Origin of the sequence: Asaccharospora irregularis DSM 2635 (assembly GCF_900129815.1) — a bacterium.
Taxonomy (GTDB): Bacteria; Bacillota; Clostridia; order Peptostreptococcales; family Peptostreptococcaceae; genus Asaccharospora; species Asaccharospora irregularis.
This window is the reverse complement of record NZ_FQWX01000008.1, coordinates 1-25,776: the sequence shown is the minus strand read 5'-3', so window position 1 is coordinate 25,776 and position 25,776 is coordinate 1. Positions and strand designations below refer to the sequence as shown.

Sequence of the window (25,776 nt, the reverse complement as noted above, 5' to 3'; positions counted from 1 at the left end):
CCTCTAATTTGCTTTCTCTGTTTCAACTTCTTCCAGAGTTCCGTCCGGCTGTAATCCTTTTACCTGAGAATTTCATTTAATCTTTGGGGAAGATTAAACTTGTCCCTTCGGCCGTTTCATTTAAGAAACCGTCTCCTACATCCTTCACTCGGATATATTTATATTTTTTATTTATTTCTTTTATTTATCTTATGATTTAAGTATAAACTATTTTTGTTTAATTTTAAACACTTTTTTTATTTTTTTGTACATTTTTTGAACACCGTTTAAATTATAGCTTTTTTATCATTTTTATTTCTTAAATAAACTACTTTTTGATTATTACAATACTTTAATATAGTTTCATAGTAGTTATACATACTTTAATTGGATGCTCTTCTATTTTTTACTTATCTTATACTTTAAGTATAATGCTTTTTTGTCTAAATTCAAACACTTTTTTTGATTTTTTTGTGTACATTTTTTGAACACTATTTTAATTACATATTTTTATCATCTATACTCATTAACCAACCATCGATATTATCTATAACACTACTTACACATCCCTCTTCAAAAGGAGACTTCAGGTTTCCTATTTTAACTATTTCTAGGAAGGACTTTCTTCCACCAACCTTGCAAATATTTATATAGTCATCCCATCCACCTTTCTTGTCCTCTCTAATCTTTTTCCAGAATTGAAGAGCACAAATCTGTGCTAATGTATAATCAACATAATAAAATGGATTTTTGAATATATGCCCCTGTTTGAACCACCATCCTCCATTTTCTAGGAATTCACAGCCGCTGTAATCCTTATGAGGAAGATATTTTTTTTCTAAATTTCTCCAGACATTTCTTCTTTCTTCCTTGCTTAAATCTGGCTGTTTGTATACATAATGTTGGAATTCATCAACTACTATACCATATGGTATAAATTTAATAGCTGATGACATATGAATAAATCTATATTTTTCAGAATCCTCTTTGAAAAACAACTCCATCCAAGGCCAAGTTATAAACTCCATACTCATAGAGTGTATTTCACAACTTTCATAGGTAGGAAAGTTTATCTCAGGCATATCTATGTCTCTTGACATATATAGTTGGAATGCATGCCCTGCTTCATGAGTCAAAACATCTATATCATCAGCTGTTTGATTGAAGTTTGAAAATATAAAAGGCGATTTATAATTTGGGATGTACGTACAGTAACCTCCTGCACCTTTTCCTTCCTTTGTAACTAAATCCATCAATTCATTTTCAAGCATAAAGTTAAAAAATTCACTTGTTTCTGATGATAATTCTTTATACATTTTCTTTCCATTTTCTATAATTTCCCTTGAACTACATTTAGGTGTTGCATTACCACTTAAGAATTCAAAGTTCTCATCTATATAAGTAAGTTTTTCTAAATTTAGTCTTTCTGCCTGTCTTTTATAAATTTTATTTGCTAATGGAACAATATATTCTAATACTTGTTCCCTAAATTTCTCTACCATTTTCTCGTTGTAGTCAGTTCTCATCATTCTGATATAACCTAATTCTACAAAATCTTCAAATCCAAGCTTATTAGCTATATTCGTTCTTATTTTTACTAACTTATCAAACAACTCTTCAAATTTTTCTTGATTATCTTTAAAATATCCGTAGTAAGCCTCAGATGACGTTCTTCTTTCTTCTCTGTCTTTGCCTAACATGTACTTTCCTAATTTAGATAGGTTGTATACCTCACCTTTATAATTTATCTTAGCTCCAGCCATCAATTTTGTATATTGAGAACACAATCTATTCTCTTCTTGTAGGTCCTTTATTATCTTAGGTGAGAAGCTCTTTAGTGAATAGCTTGCTATATTAAAAAACTGTTCTCCAAAATCTTTTATTATATCTTCTTTAAAATTTGAACTTACGATTACCTTATAAAAATTAGAATTTAATTCGTCATATAACGGAGAGTATTCATCCCAGTATTCTCTTTCTTTTTCATAAAACTCATCTCTTGTATTTATAGTGTATCTTATAGATGCTATAGTCGACATAGTTTCCACAGTGTTTCTAAGTACATTTAATTTGTCTATTTTTTCTTTTTGCTCTTTATATGTACTCGAATTCTCTATTTCTCCTACAATATATAAAAACTCAACTTTTACATCTTCATATACCGGTCTTTTATATTCAAAATCTGAGAATTTCATATTCTTTATCCCTCCCTTTATACCTAGCTTAGTAGATATAAAATTCTATTATTTTTATTATATTATACCATTTAATAACAATTACTATTAAATTACCTTGAAATTTTTCTAGCCAATGTGGCCGTCCAAACTCCTACCATTGTCACACCTAAAAACATTTCAATCCCCGATAAAATCACACTATACCCTATTGGTGTTATATCTCCATAACCAACAGTAGTAAATGTAACTATACTAAAATATAAGGATTTCATAAAATCAAGAATTAGATTTTTGTCAGCTAAATCTTTTATGATAAACAGCCTGTAGTTTATTATATCTCCATTTATATTTAAACCTGCAAACATATATATTATTGTAAAAATCAGAATTATTTCTAGCGATGTCACTAAAGCATATGTAGGCTTTTCCCCATATCCACATAGCATCCAAAAAATATATGACTTTATCTTTGTTATTCCCTTTAGTACCTTCCTCTCAATACTCTTAGACAAATAGTAATAACTTCCAGATATATCTAATAACCCGTTTTCCGCAAATTTAGATGATATAATTTTATAAAACTTAAAGTACCTTTCATAAAACTCATCTTTCAAATGTTCTTTTTTAGTTTGATTTAAATCTATAGGGGATATAAAAGTATCTTCATCAAACTTCGTTACAAAACTATCTCTAAACTCAAATCCTTTTATATTGTGATCTATAATTTTTAAGGATCTAAAATCACAATCAATAATAGATATCTGATTTAAACAAACCTTTGCAAATATACTATTTCTTAAATTGCTTAATACAAACTTAGTATTTGCTAAAATTGAATCTCTAATTAAGCTATTTTCCATATTACAGTTATTAAAACTACAGTTTTGAAAGTTACAGTTTGAAATAAACAATATACCTGATGATCCAAAAAACAGACAGTTTGAAAATTCCACATTTTTAAAATCACAACTTGAAAACATAGTCCCATAAAAAGTGCAACTTTCAAATTTTATATCTTTAAAACTACAGTTTATAAATTTATCATAATTAAGACTTATATTACTTTTAGCTAAACCACCTATAAATTTATTTTCTATTGTAGTAAATATAGTTTCTGTATCGCTTTTTAGGTCGTAGAGGTTTTTTAGTTTATTACCTATCCCTCCTTTTACATAGGACTCTTCTACCAAAAACTCCTCTTTAAATAAATTTAGCTGAAAATAGTAATTCTCTTTATTTTCAGCTAGTCTATTATCTATTTCATTATTTATTTTTTTCATCTCTCTTTTTATATTATTCATGTACATCACCTTATAAATTTTATTGTTAATAATTACAATACTTCATAACTTACAAAACACCTTCAATATTTTGTGTATTGTAGTATTTTTTTATATAAAAAGTTTCCTATGCATTATAAAAAGGGGAGCAATTAAGCCCCCCTGTGATTGCAAAGATAAATAATACAGTTTTATATATTTCTTAAGTTTTTCATACTTATGTCTAAGGCTTTGACCGAATGAGTTAAAGCACCAACAGAAACATAGTCTACTCCTAGTTTTGATATAGATTCTATAGTTTCTAAGTTCACATTTCCTGAGAATTCAACTAGTGCCTGTTTATTTATTATTTTAAGAGCCTCCTTAGCTGTATCTAAGTCCATATTATCTAGCATTATTATATCTGCCTTAGACTCTACAGCCTCTCTCACCATATCTAGGCTTTCAACTTCCACCTCTATTTTTCTAACAAAAGATGCATTTTTTCTAGCTAGCTCGATAGCACTTTTCACTCCACCTGCCGCATCAATATGGTTATCCTTTAGCAATATTCCATCTGATAAATTAAATCTATGGTTATGCCCTCCTCCAACTTTAACAGAATACTTATCCAGTATTCTAAGGTTTGGAATCGTTTTTCTGCTATCTAATAGCTTGATGTTAGTACCATTTAGTTTTTCTACATACTTGCTAGTAAGTGTAGCTATCCCGCTCATTCTTTGTAAGTAATTTAGAGCAACCCTTTCACCTACAAGTAGTTTTCTAGTATTTCCTGTTAAAACAGCCAATTTTTCAAACTGCTTTACCTTATCTCCATCTTTTTTGTAAAGTATGACCTCGATTTCACCAAGTATTTCAAATACCCTTTTAAACACATCAAGACCAGATATAACTCCGTCTTCTTTGCAAATAAGATCTACTTTAGATTTTGAATCTTTACTTACTACAGAGTTTGTAGTTATATCCTCATTTGGTACATCCTCTATTAGAGCCTCTTTAATCATCTTATCTATAAGCAAATAATTCATCACTAAAATCCTCACTTGTCTTTTTTATTTCATTTATGACAATATTTATATTATCAAAAATAGCCTGATCTACAGTTGTATCTATATAGTCTAGGTTCTTAACTTTTATGTCTATATTCCCTACAATTCTATTTATATCTTTTGCAGCTCTTTTTGAAAAAACAAGTCCTTCAAGTAAAGAGTTGCTAGCCAATCTATTGGCCCCGTGCACTCCAGTACAACTAACTTCTCCAACTGCATATAAATTTTCCATAGATGTTTTTGATTTTAAATCTACATCTATTCCCCCCATAAAATAATGCTGTGCAGGAGATACCTTTATAAGTTCCTTCGTTATATCAGTACCCCTAGCTAGGCACTCATTGTATATAAATGAAAATCTATTTTTTAAGTATTCTTCTCCTAAATGAGTGGCATCTAAATATACATATTGAGACCCGTCTTTTTTCATTTGTTCAAATATCGCCCTTGATACTACATCTCTAGGTAATAATTCGTCTACAAATCTTTCTTTGTTTTTATTTAAAAGTTTTCCTCCCTCACCTCTTAGAGATTCAGATATCAGCATTCTTCTTCCCTTATTGTTTTCCTCATAAAATGCTGTCGGGTGAATTTGTATGTATTTTAAATTTTTTATCTTTATTTTATTTTTTAAAGCTATAGCAATTCCATCCCCAGTTAAATGCCTTTGGTTTGTAGATTTTTTAAACAGTCCTCCTATTCCACCTGTTGCCAAAACTAATACCTTTGAAAAAATATGTAACTCTTGATCCCCTTTTAAAAATCTTGCACCAATACACTTTTCCTTTTCTGTAAAAATATCAACTAAACATGCATCTTCTATTAAACTTATATTTCCTCTTTTACTTACTTCTTTAATCAGTGTTTTATACACAATTTCACCTGTGTTATCCTTGCTGTGCACTATCCTATTTATACTATGAGCGCCTTCCCTTGTATAATCTATTTCCCCGTTTTCTTTATCTAGAGGCATTCCGTATCTTACTATTTGTTCTATGTTCTCTATTGATTCTTTAGCCAAGATTTCAACTGCCTCTATCTTATTCTCATATTGACCAGCTTTTAATGTATCTTCTATAAATGACTCTATGTCATCTTTATCTCTTGCCGTAGAGATTCCCCCCTGTGCTAAATATGTGTTGTTATTATCCAAACTCGACTTTGATACTACCGCCACATTTAGATTTTCATCTAAATTTAAAGCACAATACAACCCTGAAACACCACTTCCAACTATCAAAACATCATATTTAAAAGCCATCACTACGCCTCCGCTAATTTATGCATATTAAGTAGAGAGTTAAGCGCCTTTTCCCTTATAGACTCCTCTACATCTACTTCATTTTCCATATTTAAAAGGGTAGAATATAAATTTTCTAGTGTAGTTTTCTTCATATCTGGACATAAAACATTTTTGCCTGGTATGAAAAAGTTTTTATCTGGATTGTTTTTGTTTAGTTCGTGCAATATCCCCTCTTCAGTAGCTACTATGAAGTTTTTATTATTGCTATCATTTGCATAACTTATTATTCCAGATGTACTTCCAACATAATCCCCTAATTCCCTTATCTCTTTTTTACACTCCGGATGTACTAAAACCTCTGCATCACTATACTTTTTCTTTAATTCTAATATTTCGTATACACTTATATCGTTATGGTATTTGCAACACCCATCCCAAAATATAAATTCTTTTTCTGGGAATTGCTCTGCTATATACTCACCTAGATTCTTATCTGGTAAAAATACTATTTTTTTGGTAGAAATATTGTTAAGTATTTTTATCGCGCTAGCCGATGTAACCGATACGTCACAGTAAGCTTTTACATTTGCTGTAGAGTTTATATAACAAACCACTAAAGCATCTGGATGTTCTTGTTTTAACTTTTTTACACCCTCTTCGTTTATTGTATCCGCCATAAAACATCCAGCATCAAGACTAGGCATAAGTATTTTTTTGTCAGGTGATAATATCTTAGCACTCTCCCCCATAAACTTAACCCCACAAAATACAATTACATCTTCAGGACAGTCCCTAGCTATCTCACTTAAATAATATGAGTCCCCCACCGAGTCTGCCAAATCCTGTATTTCAGGTGGCTGATAGTAATGTGCAAGTATCCTCGCATTTTTTTCTTTCTTTAATTCCTTAATCTTATATGTCAAGTCCTTATCCATAACTGCACCACTTTCCTATATTTTTTAGTGTATATACACGTGTAAACCCATTATAGCACTTGATAATTTTTTCTTCAATAAAATCTAATTTTTAACACAATTAAAGATTATTAAATTTGTACTTAGTTGAATTTACTCATTTACAGCATAACTATAAAATTTTTATATTGGTCTATAGAATAATTTAATTAGTTGTCTAATATATATTATTAAAATCTTTTTAATCTCTAGGGGGTTGTTTATGAATAGTAAACTAAAGAAACTTGAAGAAAACTTACCAAAAAATTGTTGTTCTTTTTGCACTAATTTATCTTTAAAAGGACCTGATGAAGAATATAAATACGATATAAAATGTGTAATTTTCGATAAAATACCAAGATCTAATTATTGTTGCGAACTCTTTGAGCCCGAGCATACAAATTTATCTATAGAAGATTTGGACAATCATTATATGAATTTTTTAGAAACATGCCTAAGAGTGCCTTATGATGAATATTTAAAATCAGCACATTGGCAAGTATTCAAAGAAAAAACATTATATGAAAATAATTATAGCTGTTCTATATGTGGATCAAAAGAAAATGTAAATGTGTACCATATCAGAAAAAATTTAGGAAGAGAAACTCAGAGTGATGTCATTGTAATGTGTTCTAAATGTACTCTCTAACAGTGTATAAATTTTAAATACCTCCACATAATAAAATAGAATTTTAAATTTTAGGAGGTAAATCTTATGGAAAAATGTAATTTAAGCTGTTCTGCAAATAGTTGTGTGTACAATACTTCTGGTTCATGCTATGCAGGTGCAATAAAAGTTGATGGAAAACAAGCTACAACAACTTCTAATACTTTCTGTTCTTCTTATGTAGACAGAGCTGCATCTGGAATAAACAATGTAGCTAATGGTTCTAATGAAGTATGTACTAATAATATCCGTTGTGAAGCTTATAACTGTAAATACAACGAAGAAAAACTATGTAAAGCTGATGAAGTTCATATAAACAAAAAAAATGCAAGTTGTGAAACTTTCGTATGCGAGTAGACAACTATATAGTTTAATATTAATCATGATTAATATTAATTGAAAAAGGATGTTTCGGTATGATTATATAATCATTCCGAGACATCCTTTTTTGTTTTATAACCTCTATAGCTATTTTTATTTTATTAAGAATACTTTTATTTTATTAAAAATATTTTAGTTTTTTTCTTTATAAATTCTAGCTTCCTCTTCACCTCGTAACACTCTAAGAGTTCCATAAGCAAGAGATTCTAATTCATTTTCCCCTGGAAGAATCTCTACTGGAGCTATAAATTCTACCCTTTTTTTAATCATTGAAGTCATCTTCTGCGAATATGCAATTCCCCCTGTTATAACTATATTATCTACATTCCCATCTACTACAGTCGCTAGTTCCCCTATACTTTTAGCTATTTGAAGCGCCATAGCTTCAAATATAAGCTTAGCCTTTTCATTTCCATCATTCATCATTTTTTCTACATCTCTAAGGTCTACAGTATCTAAATAAGAAACTATTCCCCCTTTTCCTCTTACCATTTTTAGCATTTCCTTATGAGTGTACTTCCCTGAAAAACAAGCATTTATAAGTTTTTTGCAAGGAACTCTTCCCGATCTTTCTGGAGAGAATGAGCCTTCATCATCTGATACAATATCGACCATCTTTCCTTTTTCATGAACACTTACACTTATACCCCCACCTAAGTGTGCAACTATTAAGTTTGATAAGTTATAATCCATACCCTTATTGTCACAACACTTTATCGCCATAGCTCTAGAGTTTAGTGCATGGCTTAAACACTCTCTGTCCATACCACAAATTCCAGAAGGTCTAGCTATATCCATCATCTCATCTACCGATACTGAATCGTATATATATGAGTTTATTTCTAGTGGTTTTGATATTTCCAAGGCTATCATAGCCCCTAGATTAGAAGCATGGTCTAATATTGGTCTATGCTTTAGTCTATCTATCATTTCATCATTTACTAAGTATGCACCTGATTTTACAGGTGGAAGCAGCCCCCCTCTTCCAACTACTGCACTCAGGCTCTCAAGTTCTATATCGTTTTCAGATAAAATATTTAAGATTGACTCTTTTCTCATCTTAAATTGTTCCTGTATATTGTGATACTTAGCTATTTCCTCTGCTGAATGGTTTATTGTCTTTGATAGTATCTGCTCTTCATTATCATATACTGCAATTTTAGTTGAAGTAGATCCTGGGTTTATCGCCAATATTCTGTAAGTCATAAATTTCCCCTTTTCTATATAATATTTCTTTTAATTATACAAATAAATATAACCTTATTATACAATAATATATTAGTTTTCTTGAAGGCTTTCTTTACTTATTAATTTCATACCTTCATTAAATGCCTTTATATTTATATCTATAAACTTCGGTTTTACATTTTCTCTTATTATATTTTCCCAATCTATATGTTCTAATTGCATAGATTTAACCAAGCTACCCAATAATATAATATTCATTACTTTTGCATTTCCAAGTTCTACTGCCTTGTTAGCTGCATCTATTACATCAGCGTTTAATTTTTCAAATTCCTCATCTATTTCTTTTTCAAGGTACTCTGCCCCTCCTATTAAAACAGGCATTGGGTCTACCTTGAATTTATTTACAACTATTTTCCCGTCTTCTTTAAGGTATTTAGTGTATCTTAGTGCTTCCATTTTTTCAAACGCTACTAATATATCAGCCGTTCCCATTTCTATAACAGGAGAATGTACACACTTGCCATATCTAACTTGCGATGATACTGAACCACCTCTTTGACTCATGCCATGTATCTCACTCATCTTTACGTCAAATCCCGCTTCCATCAAGCCTGTAGTCAATAACTTACTTGCAAGTATAGTTCCTTGTCCTCCTACACCTACCAAAATAATATTTTTAGTCATGTTATATTTCCTCCTTTGATATGGCTTGTTTTGGACATACTTGTGAGCATACTTCACATCCCACACATTGATTTTTATCTATATTTGCCACTTTATTTTCCTTATCAAATGATAGGGATGGACATCCTGTTTTTATACAAAGTCTACAACCTATACATTTTTCATGATCTACCTCAAACTTAGATTTAAATGGTTTATTAAATTCTTCTACCTCTTTTTCAGATATTTTCTTTAATACACAAGGCCATCTAGTTATTATTACTGATGGTTCATCAAGTGCAATTGCCCAGTCCAATGCTTCATTTACCTCACCTAAATCATTTGGATTTATAACTCTTACTTTATCCACTCCACAAGCTCTAACCAACATTTCAATATCTACTTCTTTAGTTTCTTTTCCCTGAAGAGTATATCCTGTTCCTGGATTTTGCTGGTGCCCTGTCATACCAGTTATTCTATTGTCTAGTATTACTGATATAGAATTACCTCTATTATAAACAACATCTAAAAGTGAGTTTACTCCTGTATGGAAGAATGTTGAATCACCTAATACTCCCACAACTCTTATATTGTTATTTTCTTTCATGTTAAATACTTTCTGTGCACCATGCCCCGCACTTAAACTTGCACCCATACAAACCGTAAAGTCCATAGCATTATAAGGTGGTGCGAACCCTAAAGTATAACAACCTATATCTCCTGCTATCATCAAATTTTTTCTTTTTCCTATTTCATAGAAAAATCCTCTGTGGGGACATCCTGCACATAAACTCGGTGGTCTAGGTACAACTAAATCTTCATTGAATTTTCTAGTTTGATTTTCATCCCCAAGTATAGCCTTTCTTATTACATCTGGAGTCATCTCCCCATATGTCGGAAGTACATCTTTTCCAAAACACTCTATACCACTAGCTTTCATTTGTTCTTCTATAAAGGGATCGTTTTCCTCTACAACATATATTTTATCAACCTTTTGTGCAAATTCTTTTATTTTTTCTATTGGCATAGGATTAGTAAATCCTAGATTCATGTATGATGCATCTTCTTTAAAAACTTCTTTAGCAAAGTTTATACACATTCCTGATGCAACTATACCTATCTTTGTATCATTTATTTCATAGTAGTTAAGTTCTGTACTGTTTGAGAAACTTTCAAGTTCTTTCATTCTTTCTTCTACTTTAACTCTTCTTAATTTTGCATTTGCAGGAACAGTAACTCTTTTTTTGGCATCCTTAACATAGTCTTTGATTGCAACCTCTTCTCTATCAAAACACTCAACTATACCTTTTGAGTGACATAACCTAGTTGTAACTCTAAATAATACAGGAGTATCATACTTTTCACTCAAATCAAAAGCTACTTTTATCATATCCTTAGCTTCTTGACTAGTAGATGGCTCAAACAGAGGTATCTTTGCAAACTTAGCATAATTTCTGTTGTCCTGCTCATTTTGCGATGAATACATACCTGGTTCATCTGCTGTAACCAAAACCATTCCACCATTTACACCTGTATATGAGTATGTAAACAACGGATCTGCTGCAACATTTACCCCTACATGTTTCATAGACGCAATACTTCTAGCACCTGCAATTGATGCACCTATAACTGCCTCTAGTGCTACCTTTTCATTTGTCGCCCACTCTGCAACTACATCACCCTTATAAGTTGCTATATTCTCTAATATCTCAGTGCTTGGAGTCCCAGGATATGCAGATGCATATCTCACCCCAGCTTCATAAGCCCCACGAGCTATAGCTTCATTTCCTGTCATCAATTTTTTCACTTTTCATTCCTCCATAAATAAATTATTATCCCCTATACTTCTGATGTTGCCACCTTTTTGCTTTCTAAGTATTCCATTGCATTTTTTATTATCTTTGGTGCAATTTTACATTTGCTCTCAGATACAGCACAAACAGCAAATCTCAATCCCATTTTTAGTGGAATTGTGTACACATTGTCTTTTGTCAATTCCTCGCATAATTCTTTCGGATTATCACAAGGTATACTAATAAAAAATCCAGCTTTATAAGGAAGAATTTCCAGCCCTATTTTTTCTGATTCATCTACAAATGCCTTTGCCCTTACACTTAACATTTCTTTGTATATTTTTTTCTCTTCTTCATATAAATTAAACTTTTCTTGGTCCTTTACTATATTAGAAAGAATAGCCATAGCACCTCTATTGCAATTTGACCAATTCGCCCTACATGAATGAACACATGAATAGTGGAATTCCTCCGCTATATTCTCATCTGATGTTATTCCAATTACAGCTCCCATCCTCATTCCATAAGCAGTAAATCCCTTTGACATACTAAACCCTACCATCACCAATATATTTTCTGGTAGATTTGAAAACTTTCTAAAAAACTTTCTAATAACCTTGTCATCCCCTGCAAAGTCTATATATGCTGCATCCACAAATATCATTATTTTTTTGCTTTCATCCTTAGCAACTTCTTTTGATAAATCTAAAATTTCATCCCACTCATCATCAGATACACTATATCCAGTAGGATTGTGCCCCGGTGTATTTATAATTGTAAAAATTCTTTCTTGTTTATCAGCTATTCTCAAGAAATTTTCCTTAAAAGAAGTTAAATTAAAACTATTTCCTTCATTAAATAGTTTATAAGTAACTACCTTTCTATCTATTTCCTCAGCTATACTTACATATGGACTCCAAAACCAATCTGATGTTAATATCTCATCACCAATATTTGTATAGTTCCATAAAGCCAACTTTATAGCTCCACTTCCTCCTGGAGAAGCTACTACCCTTATATGAGCATCAGGCATATACTCTCTGAAAAATATTTTTTTTACTGATTCTATATAATCAGGTTGACCTGCTAAAGAGGCATAAGCACCTATCTCCCCATTAGGTAATTCTTTATACTCTTTGTAAACTGATTCCATAGTTATTAACTTTCCATCATCATCCATAAGTGCGCCTATAGTTGCATTTATTACGTTATCTTTTCCTGTTACTTTCTCTGCCCTTTGAGCCCTTTCTGATAAATTAAATATAATGTCATTTTCCCTTGGCCATATAGCATGTTTAGCAGCCATACTTTTTACCACAACATCACCCCTAAATATAATATTTACTTTTATTATAGCAATGCTCGTGCCAATTTCTTAATTTTCTGTAAATTCAATATTTTATTTTTTTATATAACGTATTTCATTAAAAAACCAAGTAAATAACTTGGTCTTCTTATTTTAATATGTAGTTGTCCTAATTAACTTCAAAATATTTATACCTGCCACTTAGTTTTATTGTTCATAAAAGTTAACATATGTTAATTTTTATGAACAATAAATTCTAAATTTAGTATTTTCTATAATTTCTGTATATACACTTCAAAAAATTATCCTTTAAAAGTTTTAGGTAAGACTTTTTTATTTTGTGCAAATAAACTTAAGTATTTTTATTGTACTTTTTCCATAAAGATGTCCTACTTATCCCCAAAATCTGGGCTACCTCACCCTTACTTAGACCTTGTTTAAGTAAGATATCTATTACTTTTTCTTCTACGTATCTATTTATTTGTTTTATATCGATACTCATTTTATTAAGTTCAATACATTCTCTATCACTTATTTGTCTTATGTTATTGTCCAAATCAGCACCAATACCCTCTGTGTATTCACATTCATTTAACCTTACTTTTCCTGTAATAACATACTTTTGAGCCACATTTTTGACTTCCCTCACATTTCCCGGCCAATTATATTCTTTTAGCTTATGTACCTCACAATCTGTTAAGTTATAAATCTTATCTAAAGTATCTAAATATTCTTTTTCCTCACTTTTTAGTATTTCATTTACAAAGTTATTAAAAAGCAAAATTATATCTTCTTTTCTCTCTCTAAGTGGAGGTATATCCACCTCCAAACTACTAAGTCTGTAGAATAAATCTGCCCTAAAAGTTCCTTCTTTAATTTTCTTGTGCAAAGACTCATTTGTCGCAGCTATAATCCTAATATCTAAAGGTACTATATAATCAGACCCAATTCTCATTATCTGTCTTTCTTCTATAACCCTAAGGAGTTTGGCCTGAAAATTTAAAGACAAGCTATTTATCTCATCTAAAAACAGAGTTCCACCATGTGCTAACTCGAAAAGTCCCGGTTTTCCGCCTTTCCTAGCCCCGGTAAATGCTCCTTCCTCATATCCAAATAGTTCACTTTCAAGCAAACTTTCAGATATAGTAGCACAATTTACTGCCACAAAAGGTTTTTCTTTTCTTCTACTTATATTATGTATACTATGAGCTAATATCTCTTTTCCTGAACCACTCTCACCATAAAGCAGCACTGTATAATCTGTTTTGCCTATTTTCTTAGCCTCTTTGATAAACTCTTTTGTGATTTCATCTTTAAATATAAAATCATCAAAAGTATACCTTGCATACATACCTTTTTTATTTAAATCAAATCTTATTTTTCTTTCAAGTTTTTGCAGTTTTGTGATATCTTGAATTATTCCTAAGACTCCGCAAGTATCATCGTCTACTTTTATCAGTGTTGCAGATGTATTTACCGTAAAATTATTTATAGTTCTTATTTTACCATCGCTGTTTTTATTTGTCCTTAGACACTCCAAAATCCAACCCATGCTCGGCAAAACCTCTAAAATATTTCTATTTAGAACTTCTGTTTTATCTATATTTAATATTTTGCTTATACTTTCATTGTAAAGTAGTACACTTCCATTGCTATCTATAGCTATTATTCCATCCTTTATACCATCTAATATATTTCTCAGCACCTCATTATGAAACTTCTCATTCTCCAAAGAGTCCAAAAGGTTTTTGCAATAATCAATAGCCTCTTTTATAGAGTTATCACTTGCATTTATAAAAACACTATCCATACCATATTGTCTTGCAAAAGAGCAGGCTATTCCCCCTCCGACTATCACCACATCATCTTTTTGATTTAAGTACTTCAAAACCTTTTCCCTTATTTCAAACTTTGACTTAAACCACTCCTCAGTCAAGTCAACATCTATTACTGGTCTCCACTCATCATAATCAAAATATACCTCATCATACCCCAACACCAAAACTATTTTTTTAGAGTAAGTGCTAGCAACCTTGATATATTTTAAAAGATCTATTACCTTCATATTTAGTGGGATTACAGGAACATTTACTGTATCTAGTATTAGGTTATATCCTCCACCTCTACCGATAATAGCCTGTGCCCCTTTTTCCACTAGTATCTTTCCTTGTTCTTCTAGCAAATCTAAATTTAAAATATCAATTATTATATTTCCATTCTCTATATCACTAGAATACAACCTCTCTATTCTCTGCTTTAGTTCAATATCTGAAGCTATAATACCTATTACCCTCTTCAATATACAACATCCTCCTGTTTTGGTTTCAATTCTATTATCTCATAAACTCTATAAGCGTTGAATATAATTTAAGGATAATAGAATATTTTTGATGAGGTGATTTTAATATGCAATATAGAAATATGCAGTACAGAAACGCACAAATTCCAAATTCGTCTAATGACAGTAGTGGTATTTTTACTATAAGTGGAACAAGTACTATAGAGGTCAAAGCTGACGTGGTATTAATAAGTGCAAAAATATCTACAAGAGATAGTAGCTTGGAAATCGCACAAGATAAAAATAACGAGATTTCAAGCACTATAATAAAAAGTTTAATAGATTCTGGGATTGCCCAAGACAATATATACGACAAGGATATATCAGTATCTAAACACTATGATTCTGGAGATGACGACTTATCTTATTATGAGTTTAACCATGTCATAGCTATTACGACTAAAGATTTTTCCAAACTACATGATATCTACTCACTGTTAATAGAAAATGGTGCAAATGATAATATAAACTTGACCTTTATGCTATCAAATCCTTCAAACTACTATAGTAGCGCCCTAAGAAGAGCATCTCAAGATGCTCTAAATAAAATAGCATACTTAGCTAGTAGCTTCAATTTAAAATATAGCCCTTCTCCTGTTAAAGTAAGAGAAATTAGCTCTCCACTTTATTCTATTACATATTATTCTCCTACTAGCTACGGATATATTCCAGATATAGCACCAGGTCAGGCAAGGATTACAGCCGAGATTGAGGCTAGCTTTAAGACTTATCCATATTAAAAAATAAGAGGGTGAACTTTTTGTGTTCTCCCTCTTATTTCTATACACAATATTTATACTATACAATTTTCTATCTGTACTGTATAATCCTGACAGCTTTCACAAACTATTATACTCACTATATAGCTATCATCGACCTTGTTTTGTCTAGATAGTTTGTTAAAAGATAACCCCTGATAATCACTAGATATATCACTTATTACATACTCTCCATTTTTGGTGAAAATATAGAAATGATATTCTAAAAATCCAAAGAATTTTTGTTTTTCTTTTACACCAGCTAGACACTCAGGACATGCCTCCTGATAGTATTCTATATCAAAATCCACCTTATCTGATGAATTTAATAAGTCTATGACATCTGATATTTCAATTCCTTTAACAGGCTTTTCATCGTCATTTACTAATCCACTGCAACTTTCTTGACTAAGTATATACTCTTTTCCATTATAATTAAATTTGTACACGCTCATTTTATCCCTCTTTCTTTTATCCTATTTCTGATTTAAATGGAACTGGATCATATAATGCATCACTATACTCTTTATCTGTAATATATTTTAACTCATGCATTTTGTATAAAACAGTTTCTTGTCGTTTCTTTGCCTCATCATGATTCATATATCTAACCGGATTATTAGTTATGCCAGCTAACATTGCACACTGCGCTAAGTTTAACTCACTAACATCTTTACCAAAATAAATTTTTGATCCTTTTCCAACCCCATAAGTTGATTTTCCTAGGTATATATTATTTAAGTAAGTTGTCAATATTTCATCTTTGTTCATTACTTTATTCATATTTCTTGCATTATATATATCCTTTACTTTTCTCTTTATAGTCTTTTCATTATCTGTTAATAAGTTCTTAGAAACCTGCATATCAATAGTACTTCCTCCTTGGGTAGTATCACTAAAGATATTATTTATAACGGATCTTGTCAAAGATATTACGTCTACTCCCTTATGCTTATAAAACCTCTCATCTTCTATAGCTACAACAGCATTTTTTAGGTTTTGCGGTATTTGTTCTGTACTCACAGGCATACTACTCACGTATTTAGATTCTATCAACTCTTTGGTTACCTTTGGGGAATCTTTTACAGAAATCATTGTAAATACTAGCCCCACAGTAGATAAAAATATTAATCCTACTAACATTAATAATAAAAATCCTTTAGCTAGTTTAAATATTATATGCCTTTTTGCCTTGCTTTTGCTTTTCTTTTTTCTTTTTAATTCAGAACTATTATTAGAACGATTTATTTTATTAATCCTATTATTATCTTTTCTATTTACTTTGTAATTTTCATTATCAAACGCAGGATTAGAAATTGAATTGCTACTAACTTTTCTACGTCTTATCCTATTATTTTCATTTTTATCGATATTACTCATAGTCTCCTCCTTATTATATAGGATTAATTATACATTGTTGATTAAAATAAATCAAAGAACAAAATTGTAAGGTTTTAAACAGAAAAAAGGTGCCTATTAATTATAAATTTTAATAGGCACCTCTAAAGTAATACTTTAAAATATATATTCTTTTTGATCTTTATCTTAACCTTATACTTTCTATTACTGTTTCTTCTTCCCTATCCTCTATATTGGAAAGTTGCATTTTTATAGGTTGACTTATATTATTAAGTGCTACCCCTACCTTTATTTTTTTACTTTCTCCACTTCTTAAATTTCCAATAAAGCCAGTTACATCATCATCAGAAGTCTTTACAAAGTACTTTGTTGGTTCTTTACCCTGATATGGGTATATATCAATGTTGGACAGTTCCATATCGTATATCCCTTTATTAGTAATTTTCATAGTTAGTATTGCCGATCCCAAATAATCTTTGTCTATATATACAGGTTCCTTTAATAAGTCCACATCCAGTACTTCTATTTTTATGTCATTGCAGTTTGTGTTATTAACCCAGATATCTTTACAGTATTTTTTTGTCTTTGCCTCTGATATACCTGATGTTATGCATATACAAGCTATAATTAAAATAGTAACTAAAATATTCTTTTTCATAACAACCTCCTAGTCTTGTATATATTTTACCCATAGGAAATTTCTTCATACATTATTTTAGCTACTTTTTACATTTCTTGAAATTAATAATAAATTATTAAAAATCTAGTATAGTTTAATAATTCATAATAAACAAAATTTACCTCAGATTTTACTGTATTATTTTTATAATTTTCGTTGCAGTTTTTGTCGAAATTTGTTATTATATTTCTAAGGTTATTCCCCTAATAACCGATTATTTACTCCCCAAAATAAAATATATTCCCTAAGAACCCCTTTTTATAATATATTTTACCCTTAAATAGCCTTACTCGATCGGAATGGAGTAAGGCTATTTTTTTTCGTATTTGTTTATAATACCTCTTACAACTCTATACCCATATGCCTTGCTCTCAATATTTTCAATAGTTTTTTTCCTATTATTTGTATATACATCTATACTCCAAGAGCTATCTTCGTTGTACAAAATAATTTTTATATTTCTAGTACTATCCTCTAAACTCCATTTGTATCTATCTCTATTTATTTTCTCATATACCCAATCCAAGTTTTCATTTACTAGTGATATATCATTTATTATATCCATTACATTTTTATATCTCTCATTTGGATTTACCTTTAGGCAATTTTCAATAATGAGTATCATCTTTCTTGGAACATGAGGTAAGTATTTTTTCCTTATTGGAAAGCTGCCCCTAGCACAGGCAATTTTCAAATTATTTAAACCTTTGTATTTCTTGGCCTGTCTATTGTACTCCTCATTTCCATTACACATTCGATAAAGAGTAGTCCCTATCTGATATATATCTAATCTCTTATCTATCACTAAGTTATTACATTGTTCTGGTGCTATATGTTTATAATATACATTTCTGAGTTTCGCAGAACCATTGTTATTTAGGTATACTGCAGAACCAAAGTCTGTCAAAATAGCCTTATTATCATCGCTTATCAAAATATTATTTGGTTTTATATCACAATGTAAAATTCCCTTTTCATGAATATAGTATATAGCTGATAAAAAATCTACTGAATATTTTATTACTTCTCTCATAGTCAGGTTTCTATTTTTTATAATGTTATACAATGATCCGTTTTTTAGGTATGGCATAGTTATATAGACATATTTATCATCATGAGATGCATACTTTATTGGTATTATATTTGGATGTTCTAGATTACTTGTTTTTTTGGATTCTTCAAAATATCTATCCGTATTTTTAAATTTTTCCTTGTCCATTTGCTTAATTATAAAAATAGACCCAAGCTGAGTGTCCTCCGCAAGGTATAGCGCTGAGTTTACTCCCTCAGAATGTATTTTTTTTATTATTCTTAAATTAAATTTTGGATTTATTTGCATAGCTCTACCCCACAACTAGAAAATAATTCTTCCATTACCCCAATTATTTTTATAATATCAATACTTAAATCTTCTGTATATAAATTATCATTTGTATGTAAGTATGCCATTTCTATTTTATGTTGACGCAATAAAATAGATATAAATTTTCTTAAATAGCTTAATCTATTACCGACATCAAAAGATATTGGTATTATGATTTTATCTTTTAGAATATATTTCTTGTACTGATTTTCTATACTGAATATACTAAACTCCAATTTATCTATAAACACATCAATGTCAATAATCATAGCTTCAACTCCTAGAAAATATTATTCTGTCTTTATATAATATGAATCTAGTTCAAGTTTGAACACTAAAAGTTACAATTTGTATAGTATTATAAATAAAATGCTGTAGGTAAGTTTGTTCTTAAACAAGCATACCTACAGCATCTTCATCACAATCAATACTTATTCTCTTATCTTTAAAAATAACTTAGCAGTAGCTAGAGTATCACTATCTGCCCTATGGGCATTTACATTTTCTATGTTGTAATACTGACAAGCCGTCTCAAGTTTTTTGTTTCTTCCCTTATAGTTTTTATTCTTTTTTAGGAGTTCTAGTGTGCAAATATGCTTAGTTATTTGTTCTAAGCCTAGCTCCTTTAAATAATAATTTAAGAATTTTAAATCAAATTTGGCATTATGCGCGATTATAGTCTTATTTCCTATATAATCCCTAAATTTAGGTAAAACTTCCTCCAAACTTTTTTCATTAGCAACCATCTCATTGCTTATATTTGTAAGTTCTTCTATAAATGGAGGTATACCTCTTTTAGGTTTTATCAATCTAGAGTAATTTCTTACTATTTTATCGTTAATTATTTCAGTTATTCCTATTTCTATTATTTCACAGCCCTTATATGGATCAAGCCCTGTAGTTTCCAAGTCCACGACTACATATTCTCTCATTTTTAATTCTCCTTAAACTAAACGTAACTATAAATATATTCTATATTTAGATTATACATTAATCAATGAGAATTTTCTAATTCCTACCCTTTTTCTTTATTTGTTCTTCTTTTAAAGACACTAGACCATTTCCTTGAACTGTTCTTGGCGATGATAATGTTTTTGTATGTTTAATTAGTTGTGCATATATCTCCTCTTCAGTTAAATCCCTTTGAAACACACTTTTAGACCAATTTTTTAGCAGTGCCAAACTTCCTGTAACGTGTGGTGTTGCCATACTAGTTCCGCTTAAGCTTGCAAATTGATTGTTTGGATAAGTAGATACTATATCAACACCAGGAGCTACAACATCTATCGCTAAGTTTGAGTTTGTAAAACTGGCCGGTGCTGCTTTTTTGTCTACTGCACCTACAGAAATCACCTCTTCATATGCAGCTGGATATGAATACTTATAATCCTCTGTGTCCAAACTCCCCTCATTCCCTGCTGCACATACAAACAGTATGTTTTTATTTACAGCTGATTTTACTGCCCTGTGTAGTTTTTCATTGCTCTCAGGCATACCTAAAGACATAGATATTATATCTACCTTTTTTTCTATAGCATAGTATATTGCATTTGTCACCCAACTTAGTTTTCCTGATCCTGTTTTGTCGATTGCTTTTATTACATAAATATTAGCAAGGGGTGCTACCCCACTTATTATATCATTTCCATTTGCTACTATAGTTCCAACAACATGTGTTCCATGGCCTACATTGTCAGTTACTACTTTTGGCGACTTTCCATCTTCACTAGTAAAGTTTTTGACATCGACTATATTGTTTTTTAGACTTATATGGTTTACATCACAACCTGAGTCTATTACTGCAATATTTACACCTCTTCCCTTCTCAGATACATCCCAGATATTTTTTGCCTGTATCATATTTAGACCATATTGCAGCTTAGAGTAATTTCCTCTAACTTCTTCATTTATTATAAATGGTAAAAGATGTACATTTAAATCTTCTTGTTTATTTTTCATTAATACCACTCCAAAATTTGTTTATATTTATCTATATATGTTTGAAATGGTTTCGATGTTTCTTGTTAAACTTTTCTATTAAAATATCTTCCTTTTCTCCCCTTATATCTATATCCTTTAATATCTTTTCTTTTTCTTCTTCAAACTTATAGATGCCCTCTTCTATCTTTTCATCTATTATTCTAACCTCTAATACCCCTCCAGACTCCATGTAATAAGTCCCTATTTTCCCCTTTTTGTCATCCTTCCACTCCCCAATATATTTGTATTTTTCACAAATATAAGTTCCTATACCATCTCTTTTCCCTTTTTTAAATTCACCTTCATAAATCCCCTTATTGTGGTATTTGTACCTTCCTTTACCATCAAATAAATCATCTTTGAAATCTCCTTCATATATATCTCCATCTATTTTTTTTAATGTACCATTACCGTTTTTGTATCCATACTGAAACTCACCATCATATATATTTCCATTTTTATCTGTGTACACTCCTCTTTCATGGAATACATTATTTTTAAAAATTCCAGTATAGACAGACCCATCTTTAAACTCATATCTACCATTTCCATTGAACTTTGAGCCTTCAAACTCTCCCTCATATATATCTCCATTAAACTTTATAAACTTTCCTGTTCCACACTGCTCATCATTTACCCAAGTTCCTATGTATCTACTTCCATTGTTGTAATGCATTACGCCTTTTCCATTTTTTTTATTTTCCTTAAAGTATCCTTTGTATACATCTTTATTTTTGTACTCATATCTGCCAAGACCATCCATATATCCATTTTTAAAATCTCCACTATAAGTTGACCCATCACTGTATGTATATTTTCCTATGCTATGCATTTTATCGTCCTTCCACAGCCCCTCATATCTTTCTTTATTTAGAAAAACACATACTCCAAAGCCATTCTTTTTTCCATTTAAAAACTCTCCCTTGTAAATATCTCCATTATCATATTTACATAATTTTTCTCCATCTATTTTTTGGATACTGCTCCTATTATTTTTGTACACTTTATCTTCTTTGATTTCAAATACATCTTGTCTATAGCCAAAACCTCTTTTTCTTTTTTTTCTCAGCGACTTTTCATTTAAATCTCCTATAAACCTAATTGCCTGCAACAAAATAAATACAGAAGACAAACATATAAATACATTAAATATTGTGATTATATAACTTTTAATATGAGGCATAATAGCCCTCCTCTTGTATTAGCTTTTTATTAACTTATATTTTATACAAGAGTAATTTATACTTAATATCATTAGACAAAAATTTCCCCTAAGAATCTACTCTTTTAGTTTTTTATAATCAAAAAAACCTACAGATACATTTTATTTAGTCAGTAGGTTTTTTGAGTTTATTATATAATTTTTACTTTATTCATAATTTTCCATAAAAGAGTGCTTTTCTCCATCTTTTTGCCACCCTAAAACAGAGTCTATATTTACATTTTCAGCTGCTCTAAATATAGATTTTTCTACATCCTTGAAATTCGGCTCCAAACTCTTTATAAGATCCTTAATTTCATATCGTTTATTTCCTGTCTTTTTGGCAGCTACCATACAAGCACAGTTTAAAGGCCAAATTCCACTGTTTTTTATAAATCTTATTATATGTTCTTCCCTTATATAATAAAGAGGTCTGATTATTTGTATCCCATCGAAGTTTGTAGAGTTTAACTTAGGCAACATTGTCTTAAAGTTTCCTGCACAAAGCAAATTAAGCATTGTTGTTTCTATAACATCGTCATAGTGATGACCTAGAGCAAGCTTATTGCATCCCAACTCTTCTGCCTTAGAATATAAGGCACCCCTTCTCATTCTAGCACACATATAACAAGGATAATCCTTTGCTATCTCATCTGCTATCTCAAATATTCTAGACTCAAATAAGTGTATTGGTATATTCAGATATTCACAGTTATCTATTAGTAATTTTCTTATATCTTCATGGTATCCTGGGTCCATAGCTATAAATTCAACCTCAAAATTAACCTGCCCATGTCTTTTTAATTCTTGAAACATTTTTGCCATAAGAATACTGTCTTTCCCACCAGATATAGCAACGGCTATTTTGTCTCCCTCTTCTACCAATTTATAATCTCTTATTGCCTTTATAAACTTAGACCACAGGTTTTTTCTATATTTCTTTATTATACTTCTTTCGATATCTCTAACTGGCTGTCTCTCGTCAAAAGGTACTATAATTTCACAGCCTTTTCCTGCCAAATCACTCATTACATCACCTCATTTTTACTAAGCATAAAATTTATTTTATCATAAGTCTTAGCAATAATTCAAGCTACACACAATTTATGTTACCTCGATATTTATATTTTAACCGCTATTTAAGTTTTATCCAACCATTTCAATAATATTGTAACAACCTAGTCCCAAATGAATATTATATTATTAGATAATTTTATCTTATCTAATTTGACAAGGAGGTTTAATCATTGGAAAATAATAGAGGAATTTCACAAAATTATGGATGTAAATTAGCTAGACCTTATATAAATGATCAAGTTTTGACTAAAATGTACAATTTATCTACTGGTCTAAAAAAAGGAACTATATTCCCTGAACTATTTCTGATAGATTCTGAAATGTATAACAAGGAACTTTATTCAACACCTAAAATTAGACGTGGAGGTAGAAAATAATGAGACCATCAACTAGATCAGAATTATTAAGAAAAGTTCAGGAATTGGGATTTGCATGTGTAGATATGAACTTGTATTTAGACAATAACCCAGAAGATAAAAATGCTCTTAATGCTTATAATTCATTGTGTAGTCAATTTGCACAAGCAAGATGTGCTTACGAAAATAAATATGGACCATTAACAAACTTTGGCTACGCACCAAGCAAATATCCTTGGGAATGGGTATCCCAACCTTGGCCTTGGGATAAAGAGTTTAACCAATAACATTAAATATTAGGAGGATTCGATTTTTATGTGGATATATCAAAAAACACTACAATACCCTGTTAATATAAAAAACGGGGACTTAAATATGGCAAAATATATAATGAGTCAACTTGGAGGACCAAATGGCGAATTAGCTGCTGCCTTAAGATATATAAATCAAAGATACACAATGCCTACAGGCAAGTCTCGTGCCCTTTTAACAGATATCGGTACAGAAGAACTAGCCCATGTTGAGATAATATCAACTATGCTTTATCAGCTTACTTCAGAAACTACACCAGAACAATTAAAAGAAGCTGGACTTGGAGCAAACTACGCTGTACATGGATTTGGAACTTATCCTACTGATGCTAATGGCGTTCCTTTTAGTGTTAAGCCACTAGAAGTTATGTCAAATCCCGTAACTAACTTACATGAGGATATGGCTGCAGAACAGAAAGCTCTTGCAACTTACTATCACCTTATAAATTTAACTGATGACGTAGACATAATAGACGTTCTTAGATTCTTAGGTGAAAGAGAAATAGTCCATTACCAAAGATTCGGTGAAGCACTAATGGACGTTTATGATTTTGAAGAATCTCAACAAATATTTTAATATGCTGACATACTAGATAATTAAAAAGAAGCTAGCCCTGCATTAGAATTTATAATTCTTTTGCAGAGTATAGCTTTTTATATTTATTCAGTATAAATTTTTATTACAAGCACTTTTCCCCTCTAACAACAATTTGACCACCTCTTAATTTTGAAATTACTACATTTTCATCCTTAGGAATATACTCAGAATCTGAAAACACTCTATATTCCTTGCCTTCAAAAGTAGCCTTTCCTTTAAATTTTATTTCCTTAGTAACTATACCTTTTTTCCCTACAAAAGCTTTCTCCTTTTTTCTAATAAGACTAAATACAATTTTTAGTTCAACAATTACCAAAGTTAATAAAATAATCCCTATGATAATACCGTATTTAATGTTATTAGATACCAACACCCATCCTATTAATACTACTATAAACCCATTAATCGAACCATTGATTTGGTCTATTGAATAAAACCAAGGAAGCCCCCAATATCTTTCAAGTGCTATAAAAACAATCCCATATACAATGAAGAAAATTCCTACTATCTTAAATATATTTATAGAACCTATCAAAACTTCATCATACAATCCAAACATAAATTTATTCTCCCCCTTATATATTTTCATATATAGTAACAAGTGAAAATAAAAAATGTGACAAATGAATTTTCATAAAAAAATGACCTATAAATAGGTCACCTTGACTGACACCTAACGGTTGTCAGTTTTTTTGTATTCAAATTTACTACCACAGTTTGGACAAATTAATTCTGGCATCGGTTCATATTCTAGCGAAGCTACCGCTTCAAAACCAAAGATTAAATCTTGTCTAAACTCTTCAATAAGAAACTCTGGTACTCCTTTTTTAAATCCACATGAATTACATTCATAGTCATATAGTTTTTGTCCAATACTCATTTCCTCTAATTCTTTTAACATTTATGATTCTCCTAAAAATACTTTATTTAAATTATTATACACTATTTTTATATTTGTACATAGCAAAGCTAGGCTATTGGTAAACTCTGACTAACCTTCTTAAAATAATATTATTTGTTCACTTTCTTTATTTTCTATTTCAACCTTACCTATATCATCATCAATAATACTTCTAT

At 30.4% G+C, this 25,776-nt stretch carries 27 protein-coding genes and 1 riboswitch; of the genes, 6 read left to right on the top strand and 21 right to left on the bottom strand.

All coding sequences use genetic code 11. The features are described from left to right. Positions 1-41: 41 nt before the first annotated feature. A riboswitch (glycine riboswitch) is annotated at positions 42-148 on the bottom strand. Positions 149-479: 331 nt separating this feature from the next. From BUB34_RS05155 to nadA, 5 genes are all read right to left on the bottom strand, one after another. After that, the gene (locus BUB34_RS05155) at positions 480-2,174 is read right to left on the bottom strand and encodes a M3 family oligoendopeptidase (protein ID WP_073124961.1); all 1,695 of its coding nucleotides are present in this window, start codon (positions 2,172-2,174) and stop codon (positions 480-482) included. Positions 2,175-2,266: 92 nt separating this feature from the next. Then, entirely contained in the window at positions 2,267-3,457 is a 1,191-nt protein-coding gene (locus BUB34_RS05150) for an ion channel (protein ID WP_073124960.1), read from the bottom strand. Positions 3,458-3,627: 170 nt separating this feature from the next. After that, a complete protein-coding gene (gene nadC / locus BUB34_RS05145) occupies positions 3,628-4,464 on the bottom strand; it encodes a carboxylating nicotinate-nucleotide diphosphorylase (RefSeq protein WP_073124958.1) in 837 nt (278 codons plus the stop codon). Continuing rightward, positions 4,442-5,746: an L-aspartate oxidase gene (locus BUB34_RS05140; RefSeq protein WP_073124956.1), complete on the bottom strand. Its 1,305-nt coding sequence runs from the start codon at positions 5,744-5,746 to the stop codon at positions 4,442-4,444. Before BUB34_RS05140 ends, nadC begins: the two co-directional genes overlap by 23 nt. Before the next feature lie 2 nt (positions 5,747-5,748). Next, entirely contained in the window at positions 5,749-6,663 is a 915-nt protein-coding gene (nadA, locus tag BUB34_RS05135; protein WP_073124954.1) for a quinolinate synthase NadA, read from the bottom strand. 241 nt (positions 6,664-6,904) lie between these two features. Between nadA and BUB34_RS05130 the strand changes: the two genes are divergently transcribed. Then, entirely contained in the window at positions 6,905-7,330 is a 426-nt protein-coding gene (locus BUB34_RS05130) for a hypothetical protein (protein ID WP_073124952.1), read from the top strand. A 66-nt stretch (positions 7,331-7,396) separates the two neighbouring features. Continuing rightward, on the top strand, positions 7,397-7,705 hold the full coding sequence (locus BUB34_RS05125) for a DUF1540 domain-containing protein (RefSeq protein WP_073124950.1): 309 nt from the start codon (positions 7,397-7,399) through the stop codon (positions 7,703-7,705). Between the two features lie 156 nt (positions 7,706-7,861). Here the strand turns inward: BUB34_RS05125 and buk are convergent, their stop codons facing one another. The 5 genes from buk to BUB34_RS05100 form a co-directional block, all read right to left on the bottom strand. Continuing rightward, entirely contained in the window at positions 7,862-8,935 is a 1,074-nt protein-coding gene (gene buk / locus BUB34_RS05120) for a butyrate kinase (RefSeq protein ID WP_073124948.1), read from the bottom strand. Positions 8,936-9,007: 72 nt separating this feature from the next. Beyond that, positions 9,008-9,601 carry an indolepyruvate oxidoreductase subunit beta gene (locus tag BUB34_RS05115; protein ID WP_073124946.1) on the bottom strand — a complete coding sequence of 198 codons (594 nt, stop codon included), beginning with the start codon at positions 9,599-9,601 and terminating at the stop codon, positions 9,008-9,010. Position 9,602: 1 nt separating this feature from the next. Further along, positions 9,603-11,387, bottom strand: a complete 1,785-nt coding sequence (gene iorA, locus BUB34_RS05110) for an indolepyruvate ferredoxin oxidoreductase subunit alpha (RefSeq protein ID WP_073124944.1) — start codon at positions 11,385-11,387, stop codon at positions 9,603-9,605. Between the two features lie 32 nt (positions 11,388-11,419). Continuing rightward, positions 11,420-12,691, bottom strand: coding sequence for a pyridoxal phosphate-dependent aminotransferase (locus BUB34_RS05105; RefSeq protein WP_084120203.1), 1,272 nt, complete (start codon positions 12,689-12,691; stop codon positions 11,420-11,422). 340 nt (positions 12,692-13,031) lie between these two features. After that, a complete protein-coding gene (locus BUB34_RS05100) occupies positions 13,032-14,978 on the bottom strand; it encodes a sigma 54-interacting transcriptional regulator (protein WP_073124942.1) in 1,947 nt (648 codons plus the stop codon). A gap of 107 nt (positions 14,979-15,085) precedes the next feature. Here BUB34_RS05100 and BUB34_RS05095 point away from each other — a divergent pair, with 107 nt between their 5' ends. After that, positions 15,086-15,757: an SIMPL domain-containing protein gene (locus BUB34_RS05095; protein ID WP_073124941.1), complete on the top strand. Its 672-nt coding sequence runs from the start codon at positions 15,086-15,088 to the stop codon at positions 15,755-15,757. 53 nt (positions 15,758-15,810) lie between these two features. Here the strand turns inward: BUB34_RS05095 and BUB34_RS05090 are convergent, their stop codons facing one another. The 9 genes from BUB34_RS05090 to BUB34_RS05050 form a co-directional block, all read right to left on the bottom strand. Then, positions 15,811-16,230, bottom strand: coding sequence for a DUF3785 domain-containing protein (locus BUB34_RS05090; protein WP_073124940.1), 420 nt, complete (start codon positions 16,228-16,230; stop codon positions 15,811-15,813). Between the two features lie 16 nt (positions 16,231-16,246). After that, positions 16,247-17,155, bottom strand: coding sequence for a transglycosylase domain-containing protein (locus BUB34_RS05085; RefSeq protein WP_073124938.1), 909 nt, complete (start codon positions 17,153-17,155; stop codon positions 16,247-16,249). Between the two features lie 160 nt (positions 17,156-17,315). Continuing rightward, the gene (locus BUB34_RS05080) at positions 17,316-17,792 is read right to left on the bottom strand and encodes a hypothetical protein (protein WP_073124937.1); all 477 of its coding nucleotides are present in this window, start codon (positions 17,790-17,792) and stop codon (positions 17,316-17,318) included. Positions 17,793-18,123: 331 nt separating this feature from the next. Further along, the gene (locus tag BUB34_RS05075) at positions 18,124-19,152 is read right to left on the bottom strand and encodes a serine/threonine-protein kinase (RefSeq protein ID WP_073124935.1); all 1,029 of its coding nucleotides are present in this window, start codon (positions 19,150-19,152) and stop codon (positions 18,124-18,126) included. Next, positions 19,143-19,445, bottom strand: coding sequence for a hypothetical protein (locus BUB34_RS05070; RefSeq protein ID WP_073124934.1), 303 nt, complete (start codon positions 19,443-19,445; stop codon positions 19,143-19,145). The genes BUB34_RS05075 and BUB34_RS05070 overlap by 10 nt, the downstream gene beginning before the upstream one ends. Before the next feature lie 162 nt (positions 19,446-19,607). Next, entirely contained in the window at positions 19,608-20,108 is a 501-nt protein-coding gene (locus BUB34_RS05065) for a 3'-5' exonuclease (protein ID WP_073124932.1), read from the bottom strand. A gap of 76 nt (positions 20,109-20,184) precedes the next feature. Continuing rightward, positions 20,185-21,135: a S8 family peptidase gene (locus tag BUB34_RS05060; RefSeq protein ID WP_073124930.1), complete on the bottom strand. Its 951-nt coding sequence runs from the start codon at positions 21,133-21,135 to the stop codon at positions 20,185-20,187. A 31-nt stretch (positions 21,136-21,166) separates the two neighbouring features. Beyond that, entirely contained in the window at positions 21,167-22,339 is a 1,173-nt protein-coding gene (locus BUB34_RS05055; RefSeq protein ID WP_073124929.1) for an MORN repeat-containing protein, read from the bottom strand. A 186-nt stretch (positions 22,340-22,525) separates the two neighbouring features. After that, complete coding sequence (locus BUB34_RS05050) at positions 22,526-23,386, bottom strand: tRNA 2-thiocytidine biosynthesis TtcA family protein (RefSeq protein ID WP_073124927.1); 861 nt, start codon at positions 23,384-23,386, stop codon at positions 22,526-22,528. A 218-nt stretch (positions 23,387-23,604) separates the two neighbouring features. On the opposite strand from BUB34_RS05050, the gene BUB34_RS05045 reads away from it, so the two are divergent. From BUB34_RS05045 to BUB34_RS05035, 3 genes are read left to right on the top strand one after another with little or no spacing between them, the layout of a single operon-like run. After that, positions 23,605-23,811, top strand: a complete 207-nt coding sequence (locus tag BUB34_RS05045; protein WP_073124926.1) for a spore coat associated protein CotJA — start codon at positions 23,605-23,607, stop codon at positions 23,809-23,811. Then, complete coding sequence (locus tag BUB34_RS05040; protein WP_073124924.1) at positions 23,811-24,077, top strand: spore coat protein CotJB; 267 nt, start codon at positions 23,811-23,813, stop codon at positions 24,075-24,077. Before BUB34_RS05045 ends, BUB34_RS05040 begins: the two co-directional genes overlap by 1 nt. A gap of 28 nt (positions 24,078-24,105) precedes the next feature. Further along, the gene (locus BUB34_RS05035; RefSeq protein WP_073124923.1) at positions 24,106-24,678 is read left to right on the top strand and encodes a manganese catalase family protein; all 573 of its coding nucleotides are present in this window, start codon (positions 24,106-24,108) and stop codon (positions 24,676-24,678) included. A 103-nt stretch (positions 24,679-24,781) separates the two neighbouring features. Here BUB34_RS05035 and BUB34_RS05030 read toward each other — a convergent pair whose 3' ends face one another. Both BUB34_RS05030 and BUB34_RS05025 read right to left on the bottom strand, forming a co-directional pair. Continuing rightward, the gene (locus tag BUB34_RS05030) at positions 24,782-25,258 is read right to left on the bottom strand and encodes an NfeD family protein (protein ID WP_073124921.1); all 477 of its coding nucleotides are present in this window, start codon (positions 25,256-25,258) and stop codon (positions 24,782-24,784) included. Between the two features lie 114 nt (positions 25,259-25,372). Next, positions 25,373-25,600 (bottom strand): hypothetical protein, encoded by a 228-nt coding sequence (locus BUB34_RS05025; RefSeq protein ID WP_073124920.1) that lies wholly within the window; start codon positions 25,598-25,600, stop codon positions 25,373-25,375. Between the last annotated feature and the right edge of the window lie 176 nt (positions 25,601-25,776).

What these genes read in the sequence shown, in the direction of transcription:
- BUB34_RS05055 (WP_073124929.1), bottom strand. Translation starts at nt 22,339, where the DNA reads ATGCCTCATATTAAAAGTTATATAATCACAATATTTAATGTATTTATA.
- nadA (WP_073124954.1), bottom strand. Translation starts at nt 6,663, where the DNA reads ATGGATAAGGACTTGACATATAAGATTAAGGAATTAAAGAAAGAAAAA.
- BUB34_RS05025 (WP_073124920.1), bottom strand. Translation starts at nt 25,600, where the DNA reads ATGTTAAAAGAATTAGAGGAAATGAGTATTGGACAAAAACTATATGAC.
- BUB34_RS05060 (WP_073124930.1), bottom strand. Translation starts at nt 21,135, where the DNA reads ATGAAAAATAAACAAGAAGATTTAAATGTACATCTTTTACCATTTATA.
- buk (WP_073124948.1), bottom strand. Translation starts at nt 8,935, where the DNA reads ATGACTTACAGAATATTGGCGATAAACCCAGGATCTACTTCAACTAAA.
- BUB34_RS05030 (WP_073124921.1), bottom strand. Translation starts at nt 25,258, where the DNA reads ATGTTTGGATTGTATGATGAAGTTTTGATAGGTTCTATAAATATATTT.
- BUB34_RS05050 (WP_073124927.1), bottom strand. Translation starts at nt 23,386, where the DNA reads ATGAGTGATTTGGCAGGAAAAGGCTGTGAAATTATAGTACCTTTTGAC.
- BUB34_RS05090 (WP_073124940.1), bottom strand. Translation starts at nt 16,230, where the DNA reads ATGAGCGTGTACAAATTTAATTATAATGGAAAAGAGTATATACTTAGT.
- BUB34_RS05150 (WP_073124960.1), bottom strand. Translation starts at nt 3,457, where the DNA reads ATGAATAATATAAAAAGAGAGATGAAAAAAATAAATAATGAAATAGAT.
- BUB34_RS05065 (WP_073124932.1), bottom strand. Translation starts at nt 20,108, where the DNA reads ATGAGAGAATATGTAGTCGTGGACTTGGAAACTACAGGGCTTGATCCA.
- BUB34_RS05080 (WP_073124937.1), bottom strand. Translation starts at nt 17,792, where the DNA reads ATGAAAAAGAATATTTTAGTTACTATTTTAATTATAGCTTGTATATGC.
- BUB34_RS05155 (WP_073124961.1), bottom strand. Translation starts at nt 2,174, where the DNA reads ATGAAATTCTCAGATTTTGAATATAAAAGACCGGTATATGAAGATGTA.
- nadC (WP_073124958.1), bottom strand. Translation starts at nt 4,464, where the DNA reads ATGAATTATTTGCTTATAGATAAGATGATTAAAGAGGCTCTAATAGAG.
- BUB34_RS05115 (WP_073124946.1), bottom strand. Translation starts at nt 9,601, where the DNA reads ATGACTAAAAATATTATTTTGGTAGGTGTAGGAGGACAAGGAACTATA.
- BUB34_RS05070 (WP_073124934.1), bottom strand. Translation starts at nt 19,445, where the DNA reads ATGATTATTGACATTGATGTGTTTATAGATAAATTGGAGTTTAGTATA.
- BUB34_RS05040 (WP_073124924.1), top strand. Translation starts at nt 23,811, where the DNA reads ATGAGACCATCAACTAGATCAGAATTATTAAGAAAAGTTCAGGAATTG.
- BUB34_RS05140 (WP_073124956.1), bottom strand. Translation starts at nt 5,746, where the DNA reads ATGGCTTTTAAATATGATGTTTTGATAGTTGGAAGTGGTGTTTCAGGG.
- BUB34_RS05130 (WP_073124952.1), top strand. Translation starts at nt 6,905, where the DNA reads ATGAATAGTAAACTAAAGAAACTTGAAGAAAACTTACCAAAAAATTGT.
- BUB34_RS05095 (WP_073124941.1), top strand. Translation starts at nt 15,086, where the DNA reads ATGCAATATAGAAATATGCAGTACAGAAACGCACAAATTCCAAATTCG.
- BUB34_RS05085 (WP_073124938.1), bottom strand. Translation starts at nt 17,155, where the DNA reads ATGAGTAATATCGATAAAAATGAAAATAATAGGATAAGACGTAGAAAA.
- BUB34_RS05125 (WP_073124950.1), top strand. Translation starts at nt 7,397, where the DNA reads ATGGAAAAATGTAATTTAAGCTGTTCTGCAAATAGTTGTGTGTACAAT.
- BUB34_RS05035 (WP_073124923.1), top strand. Translation starts at nt 24,106, where the DNA reads ATGTGGATATATCAAAAAACACTACAATACCCTGTTAATATAAAAAAC.
- BUB34_RS05075 (WP_073124935.1), bottom strand. Translation starts at nt 19,152, where the DNA reads ATGCAAATAAATCCAAAATTTAATTTAAGAATAATAAAAAAAATACAT.